Below are 14,712 nucleotides of genomic sequence, written 5' to 3'. Positions count from 1 at the left end.
AGTCAGATTACAGCGAAGCTTTTTGTTGTGCGGTAGAAGTCGTTTCCTTCTCCTCTTCCACACAGGTGTCGCACGGTAAGTGGCGACCAATTAATTTGCGGTAGCTAAACGCACCCAGCGCAGCCCCGACAACCGGCGCAAACAGCGGTACCAGGAAGTAAGGAATGTCTTTGCCACCTGTGAAGGCGACGTCGCCCCAGCCTGCGATAAAGGCGAACGCTTTTGGTCCGATATCACGTGCCGGGTTCATCGCGAAGCCGGTCAGCGGGCCCATGGATGCGCCAATTACCGCAATCAGCAAACCAATCAGCAGGGGTGCCAGCGGGCCGCGCGGAATGCCGTTTCCGTCGTCGGTCAGCGCCAGGATAACGCCCATCAGAATAGCGGTAATCACCATTTCAACTGCGAACGCCTGCACAAAATTGATGTGCGGGTTAGGGTAGGTTGAGAAGATGCCTGCCAGATCCAGACTTTCGACGCTGCCGCGTACCATATGATGCGTCTGTTCGAAGTCGATGAAAAGATTGTAATAAAGCCCGTAAACTAACGCCGCTGCGCAAAACGCGCCGGCAAACTGAGAAAGAATGAAAGGAACTACTTTGCGTCCGTCGAAGCACGCGAACAGCCACAGTGCGATTGTCACCGCCGGGTTAAGATGTGCACCAGAAACCCCTGCTGTCAGGTAGATGGCCATCGCCACGCCCAGACCCCAGATGATACTGATTTCCCACTGACCAAAACTGGCACCCGCCACTTTCAGTGCAGCGACACAGCCCACTCCGAAGAATATCAACAACCCGGTACCAAGGAACTCGGCAATGCACTGGCCTTTTAAGGTTGATGTCTGACTCATAATCGGAATCCTGAAGAAATTGATGTTTATTGTTAGCATGACCGCCCGTGACAGCCACGATGCCCTGTAGACATAGTGTTAATTTATCGTTAACGAGCAAAAACGAGAAATATCGAAATCGAAATGTGTGGTCTGCGTCAATAAAATGAGCGTTTTCGCGCCATAAAGCACATCTTTGCAGCAGTACAGGATCAGTGCCGGAATGTGAGCTGAATCATTTCATTAACGAATCAGCTAACAATTTAGGGGTATATGACGCGAACACACCAGGACCAGACCTAAAAGTGTTGCAAACCGCGATCTGCGCGGTGTGTCGCTGGACACAGAGCGCCGCGCTCCATACAATCGACGGTATATGTCGTGCGCGTTTATGTTAAAGCGTCGCCTTGCAATTCAGGAGAGGTAGCATCATGTCTTTAGAAGTGTTTGAGAAACTGGAATCGAAAGTACAGCAGGCGATTGACACCATCACCCTGCTGCAGATGGAAATTGAAGAGCTGAAAGAGAAGAACAACAGCCTGGCGCAGGAAGTTCAGAACGCGCAGCACGGCCGCGAAGAACTGGAGCGCGAAAACAACCAGCTGCGCGAACAGCAGAACGGCTGGCAGGATCGCCTGCAGGCGCTGCTGGGACGTATGGAAGAAGTCTGATCCCCACCGGGATGAACTGAACAGGCCGGGTAAGGCGATGCCGCCACCCGGCTTTTTTATGGTTCTTGCTAACTGACATCCAACCATAAAAAAGGCCGCCAGAGGCGGCCTTAACGCTACTTGTCCTGCGCTGTCATAGCAAAAGTAACGAACACATTCGGTTCATCACTCTTTACAACGAGTACGCTGGCGACAATGAACGCGATACATAAATAGCGTTTCATTATGCGGTCCCTGCAGCTAACCGCTCCACCGTTCACCACCGGTGATAAGTCGGTGGACACAAGCCCGGTTAAAGGTTGCTTTACGGTTGTTAATACACCTTTCCCTGGACCGATGCCCATGTGCGAGATGGCGGAAAGGGACGATGCATCATAATGAGCAACAGTAGCGTAGTTAAGGTTTTCAAAGGAAATTAGGAATTTATAAAGGGTCGATGGGGTTACCTGAGATTTGAACCAGGGTAAGATAAAAATCCTGGTTAAAGGTTGCAAAACTCCCCAACGGACCGCGAATCCCGAGGGACAAAAAAACCGCCACATTGCTGTTGGCGGTTTTTTTATGGTTCACGCTGACGGTTTAATTACTCGATATCCAGAGGATCTTCGGAAAGGATAATGCCGGTATTATCGGCGTAGAGATGATCCCCGGAGAAGAAGGTCACGCCCCCGAAATTAACGCGCACGTCGCTTTCGCCGATGCCGTCACCCGCCGCCCCTACCGGTATGGCCGCGATGGCCTGAATCCCGATATCCAGGTCTTCCAGATCGTCCACCTGGCGCACGGAACCGTATACCACAAGGCCTTCCCACTCGTTCTGGACGGCAATGCCGGCCAGTTCAGCATCAATTAATGCCCGGCGCACGGAACCGCCGCCGTCGACCACAAGAACGCGGCCGCGGCCGTTCTGTTCGAGCAGATCGTACAGCAACCCGTTGTCCTCGAAACATTTCACCGTGACGATTTGACCGCCAAATGATGACCGCCCACCAAAGTTGGAAAACAGCGGTTCAACGACGTTGACATCTTCCTGGTAGATGTCACAAAGCTCGGAGGTATCGTATTTCATAGGTTTAACGCTCAGTTGCTGCGAATGTGTTCAGTATATCGTGCGAAATGCGTTGTTGGCAAAATCATCAATTGTTAATTGATATTTGTCAGCTAACGCAGCGTCTGGCTTAACACAATCCCGATGACGAACAACAGGTTAGTCAGCAGCGCACCTTTTACCGTGCGCTCCAGCATCGGCGGCATGGCGGACGGGCTGAGTTCACGCATCACAAAGCGGGCCTGCTTAATCAGCAGCGGCGCGGCAAGCACAAACAGCCAGCCCCACAGGCTTTGCAAGGAAATCAGGTTAAACAGCGCCAGGCAAACCAGCGCGCCAATGAGCAGACAGGCGTGATAGCGGCGGGCATTAACCGGCCCCAGACGAACCGCCAGGGTATTTTTGCCGTTCTCGCGATCGCTGTCGATGTCGCGCAGGTTGTTGATGTTGAGCACAGCTGTCGCCAGCAGACCGCAAGCGGTCGCAGGCAGGAACAGGGCAGGGATCACCGTATGCGCCTGCAGGTACCAGCTTCCCATCACGCTCAGCCAGCCGAAGAACACCAGTACGGAGATATCCCCGAGTCCAATATAGCCGTAAGGACGCGTGCCGACGGTGTAGGTGATGGCCGCGATAATGGCTAATAAACCCAGCACCAGGAAACCAATAAAATCGCTGGCGGTTTTAGACGCCACCGTTACCAGCGCCAGTCCGGAAACGCAGATCAGCACCACGGTGATAATCAGCGCGCGTTTCATCTGCACCTGGGTAATCACCCCTTTCTGCATTCCGCGCAGTGGCCCTATGCGGTCAGGCTTGTCGCTGCCCTTTACCGCGTCGCCGTAGTCGTTGGCGAGATTGGAGAGGATTTGCAGCAGGCCGGCGGTAATCAGTGCCAGCGCGGCAACCAGCGGATCGAAATAACCCTGCCACCAGGCAAGGGCGGTGCCGACGATAATCGCGGCAAAGGCCAGAGGAAGTGTTTTAGGGCGCAGACTTTCGAGCCACGCCTGCGTACGGCTGATGTCAGTCATAAGTATTTAGCCAATAAAAATGGGGGCATTAGCCCCCATTAAACGTGATGAGAATCCAGTAACCGCGATTATAGGATAAAACGGCTCAGATCTTCATCTGCCACTAACGCATCCAGATGTTTACTCACATATTCTGCGTCAATGGTAACGGTTTGGCCGTTCAGGTCGCTCGCGTCATAAGAGATATCTTCGACCAGGCGTTCCAGCACGGTATGCAGACGACGCGCACCGATGTTTTCGGTGGTTTCGTTCACCTGCCATGCGGCCTGGGCAATACGTTTGATACCGTCTTCGGTGAACTCGAGGTTCACGCCTTCGGTCGCCATCAGCGCTTTGTACTGTACTGTAGCAGAGGCGTTTGGCTCGGTCAGGATACGTTCGAAATCTTCGGTGGTCAGCGCCTGCAGCTCAACGCGGATAGGCAGACGGCCCTGCAGCTCCGGGATCAGATCCGACGGGCTGGCAACCTGGAAGGCACCTGATGCGATAAACAGGATGTGGTCCGTTTTCACCATGCCGTGCTTGGTGGAGACGGTGCAACCTTCTACCAGCGGCAGCAGGTCGCGCTGAACGCCTTCGCGGGACACATCCGGGCCGGAGCTGTTGCCGCCGCGCTTACAAATTTTGTCGATTTCGTCGATAAACACGATACCGTGCTGCTCAACCGCGTCGATAGCATCCTGCTTCAGCTCTTCCGGGTTCACCAGCTTCGCCGCTTCTTCTTCAATCAGCAGCTTCATCGCGTCTTTAATTTTCAGCTTACGCGCTTTCTGCTTCTGTCCGCCCAGGTTCTGGAACATGGACTGGAGCTGACTGGTCATCTCTTCCATGCCCGGAGGTGCCATGATTTCCACACCCATTGGCGCGGCAGCGAGATCGATCTCAATCTCTTTGTCATCCAGCTGGCCTTCGCGCAGTTTTTTGCGGAACGCCTGACGTGCAGCAGACGGTTCTGCCTGCTGTTCTGCCTGGCCCCAGTTGTTTTTTGCCGGTGGGATCAGCACGTCGAGAATGCGCTCTTCGGCCATCTCTTCCGCGCGATAGCGGTTTTTCTCGATCGCCTGGACGCGCACCATCTTGATCGCCGAGTCGGTCAGATCGCGGATGATGGAGTCCACTTCTTTACCCACGTAGCCCACTTCGGTGAACTTGGTGGCTTCAACTTTGATGAACGGCGCGTTGGCCAGCTTCGCCAGTCGACGGGCGATTTCGGTTTTACCGACCCCGGTCGGGCCGATCATCAGAATATTTTTCGGTGTGACTTCGTGGCGCAGCTCTTCGTCAAGCTGCATACGACGCCAGCGGTTACGCAGAGCGATAGCCACGGAGCGCTTGGCGTTATCCTGGCCGATAATGTGTTTGTTCAGTTCGCTGACAATTTCGCGTGGGGTCATTTCAGACATGGGAGATCCTTACGCTTTGGAGGTCAATTCTTCGATGGTGTGATTGTGGTTGGTATAGATGCAGATATCACCTGCAATATCCAACGCCTTTACCGCGATATCACGCGCGTTCATGTCGGTATTTTCCAACAGCGCGCGGGCTGCAGCCTGGGCATACGGGCCGCCAGAGCCGATGGCAATCAGGTCATTTTCCGGCTGAATCACGTCACCGTTACCGGTGATGATAAGCGAAGCGGTTTCATCGGCCACGGCCAGCAGCGCTTCGAGCTTGCGCAGCATGCGGTCGGTACGCCAGTCTTTTGCCAGCTCAACGGCTGCTTTCACCAGATGCCCCTGGTGCATTTCCAGTTTGCGTTCAAAAAGTTCAAACAGCGTGAAGGCATCCGCCGTGCCGCCTGCAAAACCGGCGATCACTTTGTCGTTGTAGAGACGGCGCACTTTCTTCACGTTGCCTTTCATGACGGTATTACCCAGCGTGGCCTGGCCATCACCGGCGATTACCACATGGCCGTTACGGCGTACACTTACTATTGTTGTCACGAGCAGACCCCCTGGTTACAGAATCGGGAAACAGAAGCCCTGAGCCTGTGCTCAGGGCTGAATTAAATGATAGATGGGGGGGATTTTGGGGGTTTCAACCCCCGGAGGCGAGTCGAATGCAGTTTGTGTGACCGGCGATTTTCAAACGCGAAATGGTGCCATCGGCATTTTCCTTGCCTTTCACCGGCCCAATCACCACGCGATTCCAGCCGTTATTGGTGGTAATACGCGAATCAAACCCTTCGAAGGCCAGCTGCGCACGCACCGTTTCCGCCTGCTCCGCGCCTTTGAACGAACCGCACTGCACCATCCAGCGGCGTTCGTCTTTTTTCTCAGCCGTCTGCTTCGGCGCTTCGGTCTCTTTGGTCACCGGCGCAGCCTGCTGAGTTTTCGGCTGCTGCGCGGTGGTATGCGCTGGCGTCTGAAGCAGATCCTGATAAGGCTGAGCCGCCTGTTTCTGCGGCTGAGTTTTCGGCTGCTGCTGGACAGGCTGAGACTGCACCGTACGCGTCGGCTGCTGATACGGCTGTTCCGTTACCCGCGGCTGTGCCTTAGGCTGCTGCACCGGCTGGGTTTGTGCCCACTGCTGCTGCTGTTGCTGCTGCTGGATCTGCTGTTGCGCCTGACGTCGCTGCAGCGTTTGCTGGCGCTGTGCCGGGGTCTGCTCATTCCACGGCACTTCGTTCAGCTGCGTAGGCTGCTGGCGCATATCGGCCTGCATTTGTGCCAGCAGCTGACGCTGTTCATCCGTTAGCTGATTCGCATTCTGCACTTCACCACCCGCAGAAGGTTCAGTTGGTGCACGTACCCCAGGCTGACGGCTTTCCAGCTCTTTGATATAGCGCCAGCGCTCTTCAGGCTTCGGAGGAAGGCCATTTCCGGCCACTTTGCTTGCCTGAAGCGCCTCAGACTCTTCTTTTTTATGGTGCGTGATAAAGTACAGGCCACCAATAAAGGCGACGACTACAGCCGCAGCAATAGCGACCATTGCTGGCGAGACAGCAGGCAGGTTACGTTGCTTTTTCCTTGAGCTACTCTTTTTGCGTCGCGAAGGTGCCGGCTGGCCGCGACGTACATAATCTCGTTGTGCCACTATCGTTTCGCTGTATTTATTCGTTCGTCAGTCCGCCATGTTACTTAAGCGGCGGGGCTTTGACCAGATAAGGGTATCCGAAAGACGTTTACTTTAAGTCAATGCCTGGGTAGTGCCGCGGACGATCAGTTCGCAGTCCAGCAACCGCGAGCCGCTGCTAACTGTTTGACCGTGAAGCTGATCCAGCAGAAGAAGCATCGCTTCGCGGCCGATTTGGTAGCGCGGCTGAGCGACCGTTGAGAGCGGCGGATCGCAAAATTCTGAAAGCGAAATATTGTCGAATCCGATGATCGATAAATCTTTCGGTATCCGCAGGCCTCGGCGTTTGGCGTACGATAATGCGCCCAGCGCCATCACGTCGCTGTGACAAAATACGGCGGTTGGCGGCTCAGGCAGGTCCAGAAGTTTCTCCAGCGCCTGTCCACCTGCAGCGAAGGTAAAATCGCCGCGCGCAATGTAGTGCGGATCGACGGTAACGCCGGTACGGCGCAGCGCCTGAACATAGCCCTGCAGACGGTAGTGACACAGCGGCATCTCTTCCGGTCCGGCGATGCAGCCGATACGCTTATGCCCCAGCTCCTGGAGATAATTTACGGCGTTGAACGCGGCGGTGAGGTTATCGATATGGACCGTCGGCAGCTCCAGCTCTGGCGCAAACTCGTTGGCCATGACCATCGGCGGTAAATTACGCTGCTCTTCAATGCTGGCATCAAACGGCAGACGAGAGCCAAGCAAAAGCATGCCGTCGATCTGCTTGGTGATAATGAGGTCGATGAAGGTTTTTTCCTGCTGATTCTGATGAGCACAGTCACCAATCAGCACCAGGTAACCTTGTTCCGCCGCGGTGACTTCAATACCGCGGATAATCTCGCTGAAAAAGGGGTCACAGATGTCCGGCACAATCACCAGAATGGTGCGCGACTCGTTGCGTTTAACGTTACGCCCCATCGCCTGTGGGAAATAGCCCACTTCCAGCGCAGCCTGCTCCACCCGGTTACGGGTCGCCTGGGAGACTTTATCCGGGTTCATTAATGCGCGGGATACCGTTGCCGTAGAGACTTGTGCTTTCTGGGCAACGTCTTTCATGGTCGCCGGTGCAACCTCTTTCCTGGACTTCAACGTCTTCTCCTCGCCTGAACACCGAACTTCTGACATCACCATTTTTACAGATTGTTAATGGAATCGGTTACAGAATTTTCATAAAAAATGTGAGGAGAGTTAAATTTTTCGATCCAGCTTCAGCCTTCGATGGGGTCGACGTCCAGCACCCACTTCACTTTTCGCGCTTCGGGCAGGGTGTTAATCAGCACCAGCGCGCCGCTGACGATATGCTGAAGACGAATACGCGAAGGGTGCTGGAGCAAAATCTGCCATCGGAAACGGCCGCCGCGTTTTGGCGCGAGGGCGGGCACCGGGCCCAAAATCCACAGCTGATTATCCACCAGCGGGCTGGCCTGCAGAAGGTTTCTCAGCTGCTGCAGGAAAAGTGGCGCCTGCTGGTTGTTATGATCTTCCGCGCGGATGATGACGTGACTGGTCCACGGCGGTAGCTGCATAGTCTGGCGCTCGGCCAGCGCCTGCTCGGCAAAGGCGTCATAGCCTTTGTGCAGCAAGGTTTGCAGCAGCGGGTGCTCCGGGTGGTGCGTTTGCAACACCACTTCGCCCTGTTTACCGGCGCGTCCTGCACGTCCGGCTACCTGGGTATAAAGCTGGGCGAAGCGCTCGGCTGAACGAAAATCTGCCGAGAACAGCGCGCCGTCCACGTCCAGCAGGGCGACCAGCGTGACGTCCGGAAAATGGTGACCTTTAGCCAGCATCTGGGTACCAATCAGGATGCGCTCGCCGCCGCGATGCACTTCCGCCAGCTGCTGTTCGAGCGCGCCTTTGCGGCTGGTGGTGTCCCGGTCGATACGCGAAATCGGCACGTCCGGGAAGAAGGGCCCAAGCGCCTGTTCCAGCTGTTCCGTTCCCAGACCGACCGGCACGATATGCGTTGAACCACATGACGGGCACTGGCGCGGCACCGGACGCTGGCTGTCACAGTGGTGGCAGCGCAAATGCCGCTGGGCCTGGTGGAAGGTATAGTAGTGGTCGCAGCGCGGGCATTCGGCAATCCAGCCGCAGTCGTGGCACAGGAGGGCGGGGGCGAATCCGCGGCGGTTCAGAAACAGAATGACCTGATTCCCCGCCTGCAGGTGCTGGCGCATGCGGGTAATCAGTGCAGGCGCAAGCCCGGCCTGAACCTGCTGACCTTTCAGATCCAGCACGTGCTGAATGGCCGGACGAGCATTCCCCGCCCGACGCGTCAGGCGAAGCATGTGGTATTTACGCTGGCGCACGTTGTGCAGCGTTTCGAGCGCCGGCGTGGCGGAACCCAGAATAATGGGAATTTGCTCGCTGTGCGCGCGATAGACCGCCAGATCGCGGGCATGGTAGCGCCAGCCTTCCTGCTGTTTATAGGAGCTGTCGTGCTCTTCGTCGATCACGATAACGCCAAGATTTTTAAACGGCGTAAACAGCGATGAACGGGTGCCGATCACAATCGCCGCTTCGCCGTTTTTCGCTTTCAGCCAGGCGCTAAGGCGTTCGCTGTCGTTCAGGCCGGAGTGCAGCACCTCGACCGGCGCGTTAAAGCGTTCGCGAAATCGGGCGATGGTTTGCGGCGTCAGGCCAATTTCCGGCACCATCACCAGCGCCTGTTTCCCCTGAGCGAGCACGTTTTCCAGCACGCTCAGGTAGACTTCGGTCTTGCCGGAACCGGTGACCCCCGCCAGCAGCCAGGCAGAGAAACGATCGGAGGCGCTATGAATCGCGCCTACCGCGGTGGCCTGTTCGGTATTCAGACGCAGGCGATCCCCTGAAACGGAGAAACTCTCCCGCCAGTCGTTCAGAGCAGGCGCTTCGCTGGCCAGTTCGCTTAGCCCTTTCTTTCTTAATGCCTGTAGCGCCGTTTCGCTGACCTCAAGCTCGTCGACCTGATGCCGCCAGATTTTTCCCTGACGCAGCGCCGCCAGCGCCTGCTGCTGCTTCTGCGAGCGCTTCAGATTGTTGATGTCGACGGCCTGGCCTTCCTCCGTGGCAAACCAGTACCACATTGGCGCATGGCTGGCGCTCTTGCCCTGACGCAGCATAATTGGCAGAGCGTGGAACAGGACGTCGCCGATCGGGTGATGATAATAATCCGCCGCCCACAGCAGCAGTCGCCATATGCTGGTGGAGTAAACCGGCTCGCTGTCCAGCACCTCAACGACTGATTTCAGCTCATTAAGCGGTAGCTCGCTTTTATCGCTGACGGATACGACGATCCCCACGCGCTGCTGTTTGCCAAACGGCACGGTCACGCGGCAGCCCGCTTTGGCGCTCATGCTGTCGGGCAGCAGATAGTCAAAGGTGCGGGGAAGCGGAACGGGCAGGGCAACGTGAGCGACGGGCATCGAATCTTCCTGACTTGAAAAGTGGCGCGTTAGTATACACATTAGTAAAAGCGGCGTGCGGATCAGTTTGCATACGTTGGTCAAATTCTGTATGATTCGCCGCCTTTGGTGTACTTTACGCCAAAGAACTTACAATCAACATCGCGTGGTGTCTGGCGTTAGGGCTGGAAGAGCGACGCGGCCTTAACTGAGGTTCTCCCATGAAAAAAGATATTCACCCGAAATACGAAATGATTACTGCAAACTGTTCTTGCGGTAACTCTATCCAGATCCGCTCTACCGTGGGTCACGATCTGAACCTGGACGTGTGCGGCAAATGCCACCCGTTCTACACTGGTAAGCAGCGTGACGTTGCAACCGGTGGCCGTGTTGACCGCTTCAACAAGCGTTTCAGCATCCCGGGCGCTAAATAAGTTTCCCGAAAAAAAGGCACCGCAAGGTGCCTTTTTTGTATCCGCTTCTCAGTATTCCCACGTCTCCGGGTCAATACCCAGTTCACGCATGATCACCTTCGCCTCTTCCGGGATTTCATCACTACGCTCTTTGCGCAGATCTTCATCGTTCGGCAACGGTTGACCGGTAAACGCATGCAGAAACGCTTCGCACAGCAGTTCGCTGTTGGTCGCGTGGCGCAGGTTGTTCACCTGACGACGCGTACGTTCATCGGTGAGGATCTTCAACACCTTCAGAGGAATGGAAACCGTAATTTTCTTTACTTGCTCACTCTTCTTACCGTGCTCAGCGTATGGGCTGATATATTCGCCGCTCCATTCAGCCATGAGATACCTTTAATCCTCTCAGTCATTTATCTAAAGGTGCAAAACCTGTAACCACCCGTTTTGAACCGCAATCTTGCCTAGTTTACCGTAGAGACGATACCGTGGCACGGATATTGCCGCTGCAGCGTGCACTAAAGCATATAATTTTAACGGCTATTTGCGCATTGCTCAATCTATACGCAAAGAAGTTTAGATGTCCAGATGTATTGACGTCCATACTTTCAATGTTTACTCTGGTGCCTGACTTTTCACCTCATTCGCCAGGAAGCCCTCACCATGACGCGTAAACAGGCCACTATTGCAGTGCGTAGCGGATTAAATGATGACGAGCAGTACGGCTGCGTTGTCCCGCCGATTCATCTTTCCAGTACCTACAACTTCACCGGATTTAATGAACCCCGCGCGCATGATTACTCGCGTCGTGGCAACCCTACGCGTGACGTGACCCAGCGCGCGCTTGCAGAACTGGAAGGGGGCGCAGGGGCAGTATTAACCAATACCGGGATGTCCGCCATTCACCTGGTGACCACCGTGTTCCTGAAACCGGGCGATCTGCTGGTTGCCCCACACGATTGCTACGGCGGCAGCTATCGCCTGTTTGATAGCCTGGCAAAACGCGGCTGCTATCGCGTGCTGTTTGTCGATCAAAACGACGAACAGGCGCTGAAACAGGCTCTGGCAGAGAAACCAAAGCTGGTTCTGGTGGAAAGTCCAAGCAATCCATTGTTGCGCGTTGTCGATATTGCGAAAATTTGTCAGCTCGCAAGGGATGCGGGAGCGATAAGTGTAGTGGATAATACGTTCCTCAGTCCGGCCCTTCAGAACCCACTCGCACTGGGTGCCGATCTGGTATTGCATTCATGCACTAAATATCTGAACGGTCATTCTGACGTGGTGGCAGGCGTGGTGATTGCCAAAGACCCTGATGTTGTCACCGAACTGGCATGGTGGGCCAATAACATTGGCGTCACCGCGGGCGCCTTCGACAGCTATCTGCTGTTGCGCGGCATCCGCACGCTTTCGCCGCGCATGGACGTGGCGCAGCGCAATGCCCAGGCGATTGTCGATTTCCTGAAAACCCAGCCGCTGGTGAAAAAGCTTTATCACCCGTCGCTGCCGGAAAATCAGGGACACGAGATTGCCGCGCGCCAGCAGAAAGGGTTTGGCGCGATGTTAAGTTTTGAACTGGATGGTGACGAGCAAACGCTGCGTCGCTTCCTGAGCGGGCTGTCATTGTTTACGCTGGCGGAATCCTTAGGTGGGGTTGAAAGCTTGATCTCCCACGCAGCAACCATGACGCACGCAGGTATGGCACCGGAAGCACGTGCCGCCGCCGGGATTTCTGAGACGCTGCTGCGTATCTCAACCGGCATTGAAGATTCTGAAGATTTAATTGCCGATCTGGAAAATGGCTTCCGGATCGCAGCCAAGGGGTAATCATGAGTGTGATAGCGCAGGCAGGGGCGAAGGGTCGTCAACTGCACAAGTTTGGTGGTAGTAGTCTTGCTGATGTGAAATGTTACCTGCGCGTTGCAGGGATCATGACGGAATATTCACAGCCGGGTGACATGATGGTTGTCTCGGCAGCGGGCAGCACCACCAACCAGTTGATTAGCTGGCTGAAACTGAGCCAGACCGATCGCCTTTCTGCGCATCAGGTGCAACAGTCCTTACGTCGTTACCAGAGCGAGCTGATTGCCGGCCTGCTGCCTGCGGACGTGGCGGACGGGCTGATCGGCGCCTTCACCCATGACCTTGAGCGTCTGGCTGCCCTGCTGGACAGCGGTATTACCGATGCGGTGTATGCCGAAGTGGTGGGCCACGGTGAAGTGTGGTCCGCACGCCTGATGGCCGCCGTGCTGCAACACCTGGGCGTGGAAGCGGCCTGGCTCGACGCGCGTGATTTCCTGCGCGCCGAACGCGCCGCGCAGCCGCAGGTGGATGAAGGGTTGTCCTACCCGCTGCTGCAACAGCTGCTGGTGCAGCACCCGGGCAAACGTATTGTCGTCACCGGCTTTATCAGCCGCAGCAACGCGGGCGAAACCGTGCTGCTGGGCCGTAACGGATCGGACTACTCGGCAACGCAGATTGGTGCCCTGGCGGGCGTGTCCCGCGTCACCATCTGGAGCGACGTGGCCGGTGTTTACAGCGCGGACCCGCGTAAAGTTAAGGATGCCTGCCTGCTGCCGCTGCTGCGCCTGGATGAAGCCAGTGAGCTGGCCCGTCTGGCGGCGCCGGTACTGCACGCGCGCACGCTGCAGCCGGTTTCCGGCAGCGATATCGACCTCCAGCTGCGCTGCAGTTACACCCCGGATCAAGGCTCCACGCGCATTGAGCGCGTGCTGGCGTCCGGTACCGGGGCACGTATTGTCACCAGTCATGACGACATCTGCCTGATTGAGTTCCAGGTGCCTGCGGGGCAGGACTTCAAGCTGGCGCATAAAGAGATCGACACGATCCTGAAACGTGCTCAGGTGCGTCCGCTGGCCGTGGGTGTTCACAATGACCGCCAGCTGCTGCAGTTCTGCTATACCGCAGAAGTGGCGGACAGCGCGCTGAAAATTCTGGATGAAGCAGGCCTGCCGGGCGAACTTCGCCTGCGTCAGGGGCTGGCTCTGGTGGCGATGGTGGGCGCGGGCGTCACCCGTAACCCGCTGCACTGCCACCGCTTCTGGCAGCAGCTGAAAGGCCAGCCGGTGGAGTTCACCTGGCAGTCGGAAGAGGGCATCAGCCTGGTTGCCGTTCTGCGCAAAGGGCCAACCGAAAGCCTGATTCAGGGTCTGCATACCTCCCTGTTCCGCGCGGAAAAACGCATCGGCCTGGTGCTGTTCGGGAAAGGTAATATCGGTTCCCGCTGGCTTGAGCTGTTTGCCCGCGAACAGGTGACGCTCTCGGCGCGTACCGGGTTTGAATTTATTCTTGCGGGCGTGGTAGACAGTCGCCGCAGCCTGCTGAACTACGAAGGGCTGGACGCCAGCCGCGCGCTTGCCTTCTTTAACGATGAAGCGGTTGAGCAGGATGAAGAGTCGCTGTTCCTGTGGATGCGCGCGCACCCGTATGACGATCTGGTGGTGCTGGACGTTACCGCCAGCGAACAGCTTGCCGATCAGTACCTTGATTTCGCCAGCCACGGTTTCCACGTCATCAGCGCCAACAAGCTGGCGGGGGCGAGCAGCACCGATAAATACCGTCAGATCCACGACGCGTTTGAAAAAACTGGCCGTCACTGGCTGTATAACGCCACCGTGGGCGCGGGCCTGCCGGTTAACCACACCGTGCGTGACCTGATTGAAAGCGGCGACAGCATTCTGGCGCTGAGCGGTATCTTCTCCGGCACGCTCTCCTGGCTGTTCCTGCAGTTTGACGGCACCGTACCGTTCACCGACCTGGTGGATCAGGCGTGGCAGCAGGGCTTAACGGAACCCGATCCGCGCGTTGACCTTTCCGGTAAAGACGTGATGCGTAAGCTGGTAATCCTGGCGCGTGAAGCTGGTTATGACATCGAACCGGATTCCGTACGCGTCGAATCACTGGTGCCAGCCGGCTGTGAAGAAGGTTCTGTGGACCATTTCTTTGAAAATGGTGAAGAGCTTAACGAGCAGATGGTACAGCGTCTGGAAGCGGCGAACGAGATGGGGCTGGTACTGCGCTATGTGGCGCGTTTTGAGGCCAACGGAAAGGCGCGAGTCGGTGTCGAGGCGGTGCGTCCTGAGCATCCACTGGCGGCGCTGCTGCCGTGCGATAACGTCTTCGCCATCGAAAGCCGCTGGTACCGCGATAACCCGCTGGTGATCCGCGGTCCTGGCGCGGGCCGCGATGTTACCGCTGGAGCCATTCAGTCCGACATCAACCGTCTGGCTAAGCTGCTGTAACCCGTC

General features: G+C 56.4%; 13 protein-coding genes. 4 read left to right on the top strand and 9 right to left on the bottom strand.

What is annotated here, in order from left to right; all coding sequences use genetic code 11:
• Positions 1-7 precede the first annotated feature (7 nt).
• Positions 8-853, bottom strand: a complete 846-nt coding sequence (locus tag UR504_RS19600; RefSeq protein ID WP_014885705.1) for an MIP/aquaporin family protein — start codon at positions 851-853, stop codon at positions 8-10.
• Between the two features lie 410 nt (positions 854-1,263).
• Here UR504_RS19600 and zapB point away from each other — a divergent pair, with 410 nt between their 5' ends.
• Entirely contained in the window at positions 1,264-1,503 is a 240-nt protein-coding gene (gene zapB / locus UR504_RS19595) for a septal ring assembly protein ZapB (protein ID WP_010436935.1), read from the top strand.
• A gap of 583 nt (positions 1,504-2,086) precedes the next feature.
• Here zapB and rraA read toward each other — a convergent pair.
• The 7 genes from rraA to priA all read right to left on the bottom strand — a co-directional run bounded on the left by rraA (position 2,087) and on the right by priA (position 10,055).
• Entirely contained in the window at positions 2,087-2,572 is a 486-nt protein-coding gene (gene rraA, locus UR504_RS19590; RefSeq protein ID WP_023309687.1) for a ribonuclease E activity regulator RraA, read from the bottom strand.
• A 92-nt stretch (positions 2,573-2,664) separates the two neighbouring features.
• On the bottom strand, positions 2,665-3,585 hold the full coding sequence (menA, locus tag UR504_RS19585) for a 1,4-dihydroxy-2-naphthoate polyprenyltransferase (protein WP_302238106.1): 921 nt from the start codon (positions 3,583-3,585) through the stop codon (positions 2,665-2,667).
• A 68-nt stretch (positions 3,586-3,653) separates the two neighbouring features.
• On the bottom strand, positions 3,654-4,988 hold the full coding sequence (hslU, locus tag UR504_RS19580; protein WP_023309685.1) for an HslU--HslV peptidase ATPase subunit: 1,335 nt from the start codon (positions 4,986-4,988) through the stop codon (positions 3,654-3,656).
• A 9-nt stretch (positions 4,989-4,997) separates the two neighbouring features.
• Positions 4,998-5,528: an ATP-dependent protease subunit HslV gene (gene hslV, locus UR504_RS19575; protein ID WP_008501802.1), complete on the bottom strand. Its 531-nt coding sequence runs from the start codon at positions 5,526-5,528 to the stop codon at positions 4,998-5,000.
• 94 nt (positions 5,529-5,622) lie between these two features.
• Positions 5,623-6,621, bottom strand: a complete 999-nt coding sequence (gene ftsN, locus UR504_RS19570) for a cell division protein FtsN (RefSeq protein ID WP_302238110.1) — start codon at positions 6,619-6,621, stop codon at positions 5,623-5,625.
• Between the two features lie 93 nt (positions 6,622-6,714).
• Complete coding sequence (gene cytR / locus UR504_RS19565) at positions 6,715-7,740, bottom strand: DNA-binding transcriptional regulator CytR (protein ID WP_023309683.1); 1,026 nt, start codon at positions 7,738-7,740, stop codon at positions 6,715-6,717.
• 119 nt (positions 7,741-7,859) lie between these two features.
• Positions 7,860-10,055, bottom strand: coding sequence for a primosomal protein N' (gene priA, locus UR504_RS19560; RefSeq protein ID WP_302238113.1), 2,196 nt, complete (start codon positions 10,053-10,055; stop codon positions 7,860-7,862).
• A gap of 200 nt (positions 10,056-10,255) precedes the next feature.
• On the opposite strand from priA, the gene rpmE reads away from it, so the two are divergent.
• Positions 10,256-10,468, top strand: coding sequence for a 50S ribosomal protein L31 (rpmE, locus tag UR504_RS19555; RefSeq protein ID WP_003862040.1), 213 nt, complete (start codon positions 10,256-10,258; stop codon positions 10,466-10,468).
• Between the two features lie 48 nt (positions 10,469-10,516).
• Here the strand turns inward: rpmE and metJ are convergent, their stop codons facing one another.
• Positions 10,517-10,834, bottom strand: a complete 318-nt coding sequence (metJ, locus tag UR504_RS19550) for a met regulon transcriptional regulator MetJ (RefSeq protein ID WP_015966498.1) — start codon at positions 10,832-10,834, stop codon at positions 10,517-10,519.
• A gap of 276 nt (positions 10,835-11,110) precedes the next feature.
• On the opposite strand from metJ, the gene metB reads away from it, so the two are divergent.
• Both metB and UR504_RS19540 read left to right on the top strand, forming a co-directional pair.
• Positions 11,111-12,271: a cystathionine gamma-synthase gene (metB, locus tag UR504_RS19545; RefSeq protein ID WP_045909121.1), complete on the top strand. Its 1,161-nt coding sequence runs from the start codon at positions 11,111-11,113 to the stop codon at positions 12,269-12,271.
• A 2-nt stretch (positions 12,272-12,273) separates the two neighbouring features.
• Positions 12,274-14,706: a bifunctional aspartate kinase/homoserine dehydrogenase II gene (locus UR504_RS19540; protein WP_115876989.1), complete on the top strand. Its 2,433-nt coding sequence runs from the start codon at positions 12,274-12,276 to the stop codon at positions 14,704-14,706.
• Positions 14,707-14,712 lie beyond the last annotated feature (6 nt).

This window comes from Enterobacter sp. 241F3 (assembly GCF_034106785.1).
Taxonomy (GTDB): domain Bacteria; phylum Pseudomonadota; class Gammaproteobacteria; order Enterobacterales; family Enterobacteriaceae; genus Enterobacter; species Enterobacter vonholyi.
Note: the sequence above shows the minus strand (reverse complement) of the source record. Positions and strands in the feature narration are given on the sequence as shown.

What these genes read in the sequence shown, in the direction of transcription:
- UR504_RS19600 (WP_014885705.1), bottom strand. Translation starts at nt 853, where the DNA reads ATGAGTCAGACATCAACCTTAAAAGGCCAGTGCATTGCCGAGTTCCTT.
- zapB (WP_010436935.1), top strand. Translation starts at nt 1,264, where the DNA reads ATGTCTTTAGAAGTGTTTGAGAAACTGGAATCGAAAGTACAGCAGGCG.
- rraA (WP_023309687.1), bottom strand. Translation starts at nt 2,572, where the DNA reads ATGAAATACGATACCTCCGAGCTTTGTGACATCTACCAGGAAGATGTC.
- menA (WP_302238106.1), bottom strand. Translation starts at nt 3,585, where the DNA reads ATGACTGACATCAGCCGTACGCAGGCGTGGCTCGAAAGTCTGCGCCCT.
- hslU (WP_023309685.1), bottom strand. Translation starts at nt 4,988, where the DNA reads ATGTCTGAAATGACCCCACGCGAAATTGTCAGCGAACTGAACAAACAC.
- priA (WP_302238113.1), bottom strand. Translation starts at nt 10,055, where the DNA reads ATGCCCGTCGCTCACGTTGCCCTGCCCGTTCCGCTTCCCCGCACCTTT.
- rpmE (WP_003862040.1), top strand. Translation starts at nt 10,256, where the DNA reads ATGAAAAAAGATATTCACCCGAAATACGAAATGATTACTGCAAACTGT.
- metJ (WP_015966498.1), bottom strand. Translation starts at nt 10,834, where the DNA reads ATGGCTGAATGGAGCGGCGAATATATCAGCCCATACGCTGAGCACGGT.
- metB (WP_045909121.1), top strand. Translation starts at nt 11,111, where the DNA reads ATGACGCGTAAACAGGCCACTATTGCAGTGCGTAGCGGATTAAATGAT.
- UR504_RS19540 (WP_115876989.1), top strand. Translation starts at nt 12,274, where the DNA reads ATGAGTGTGATAGCGCAGGCAGGGGCGAAGGGTCGTCAACTGCACAAG.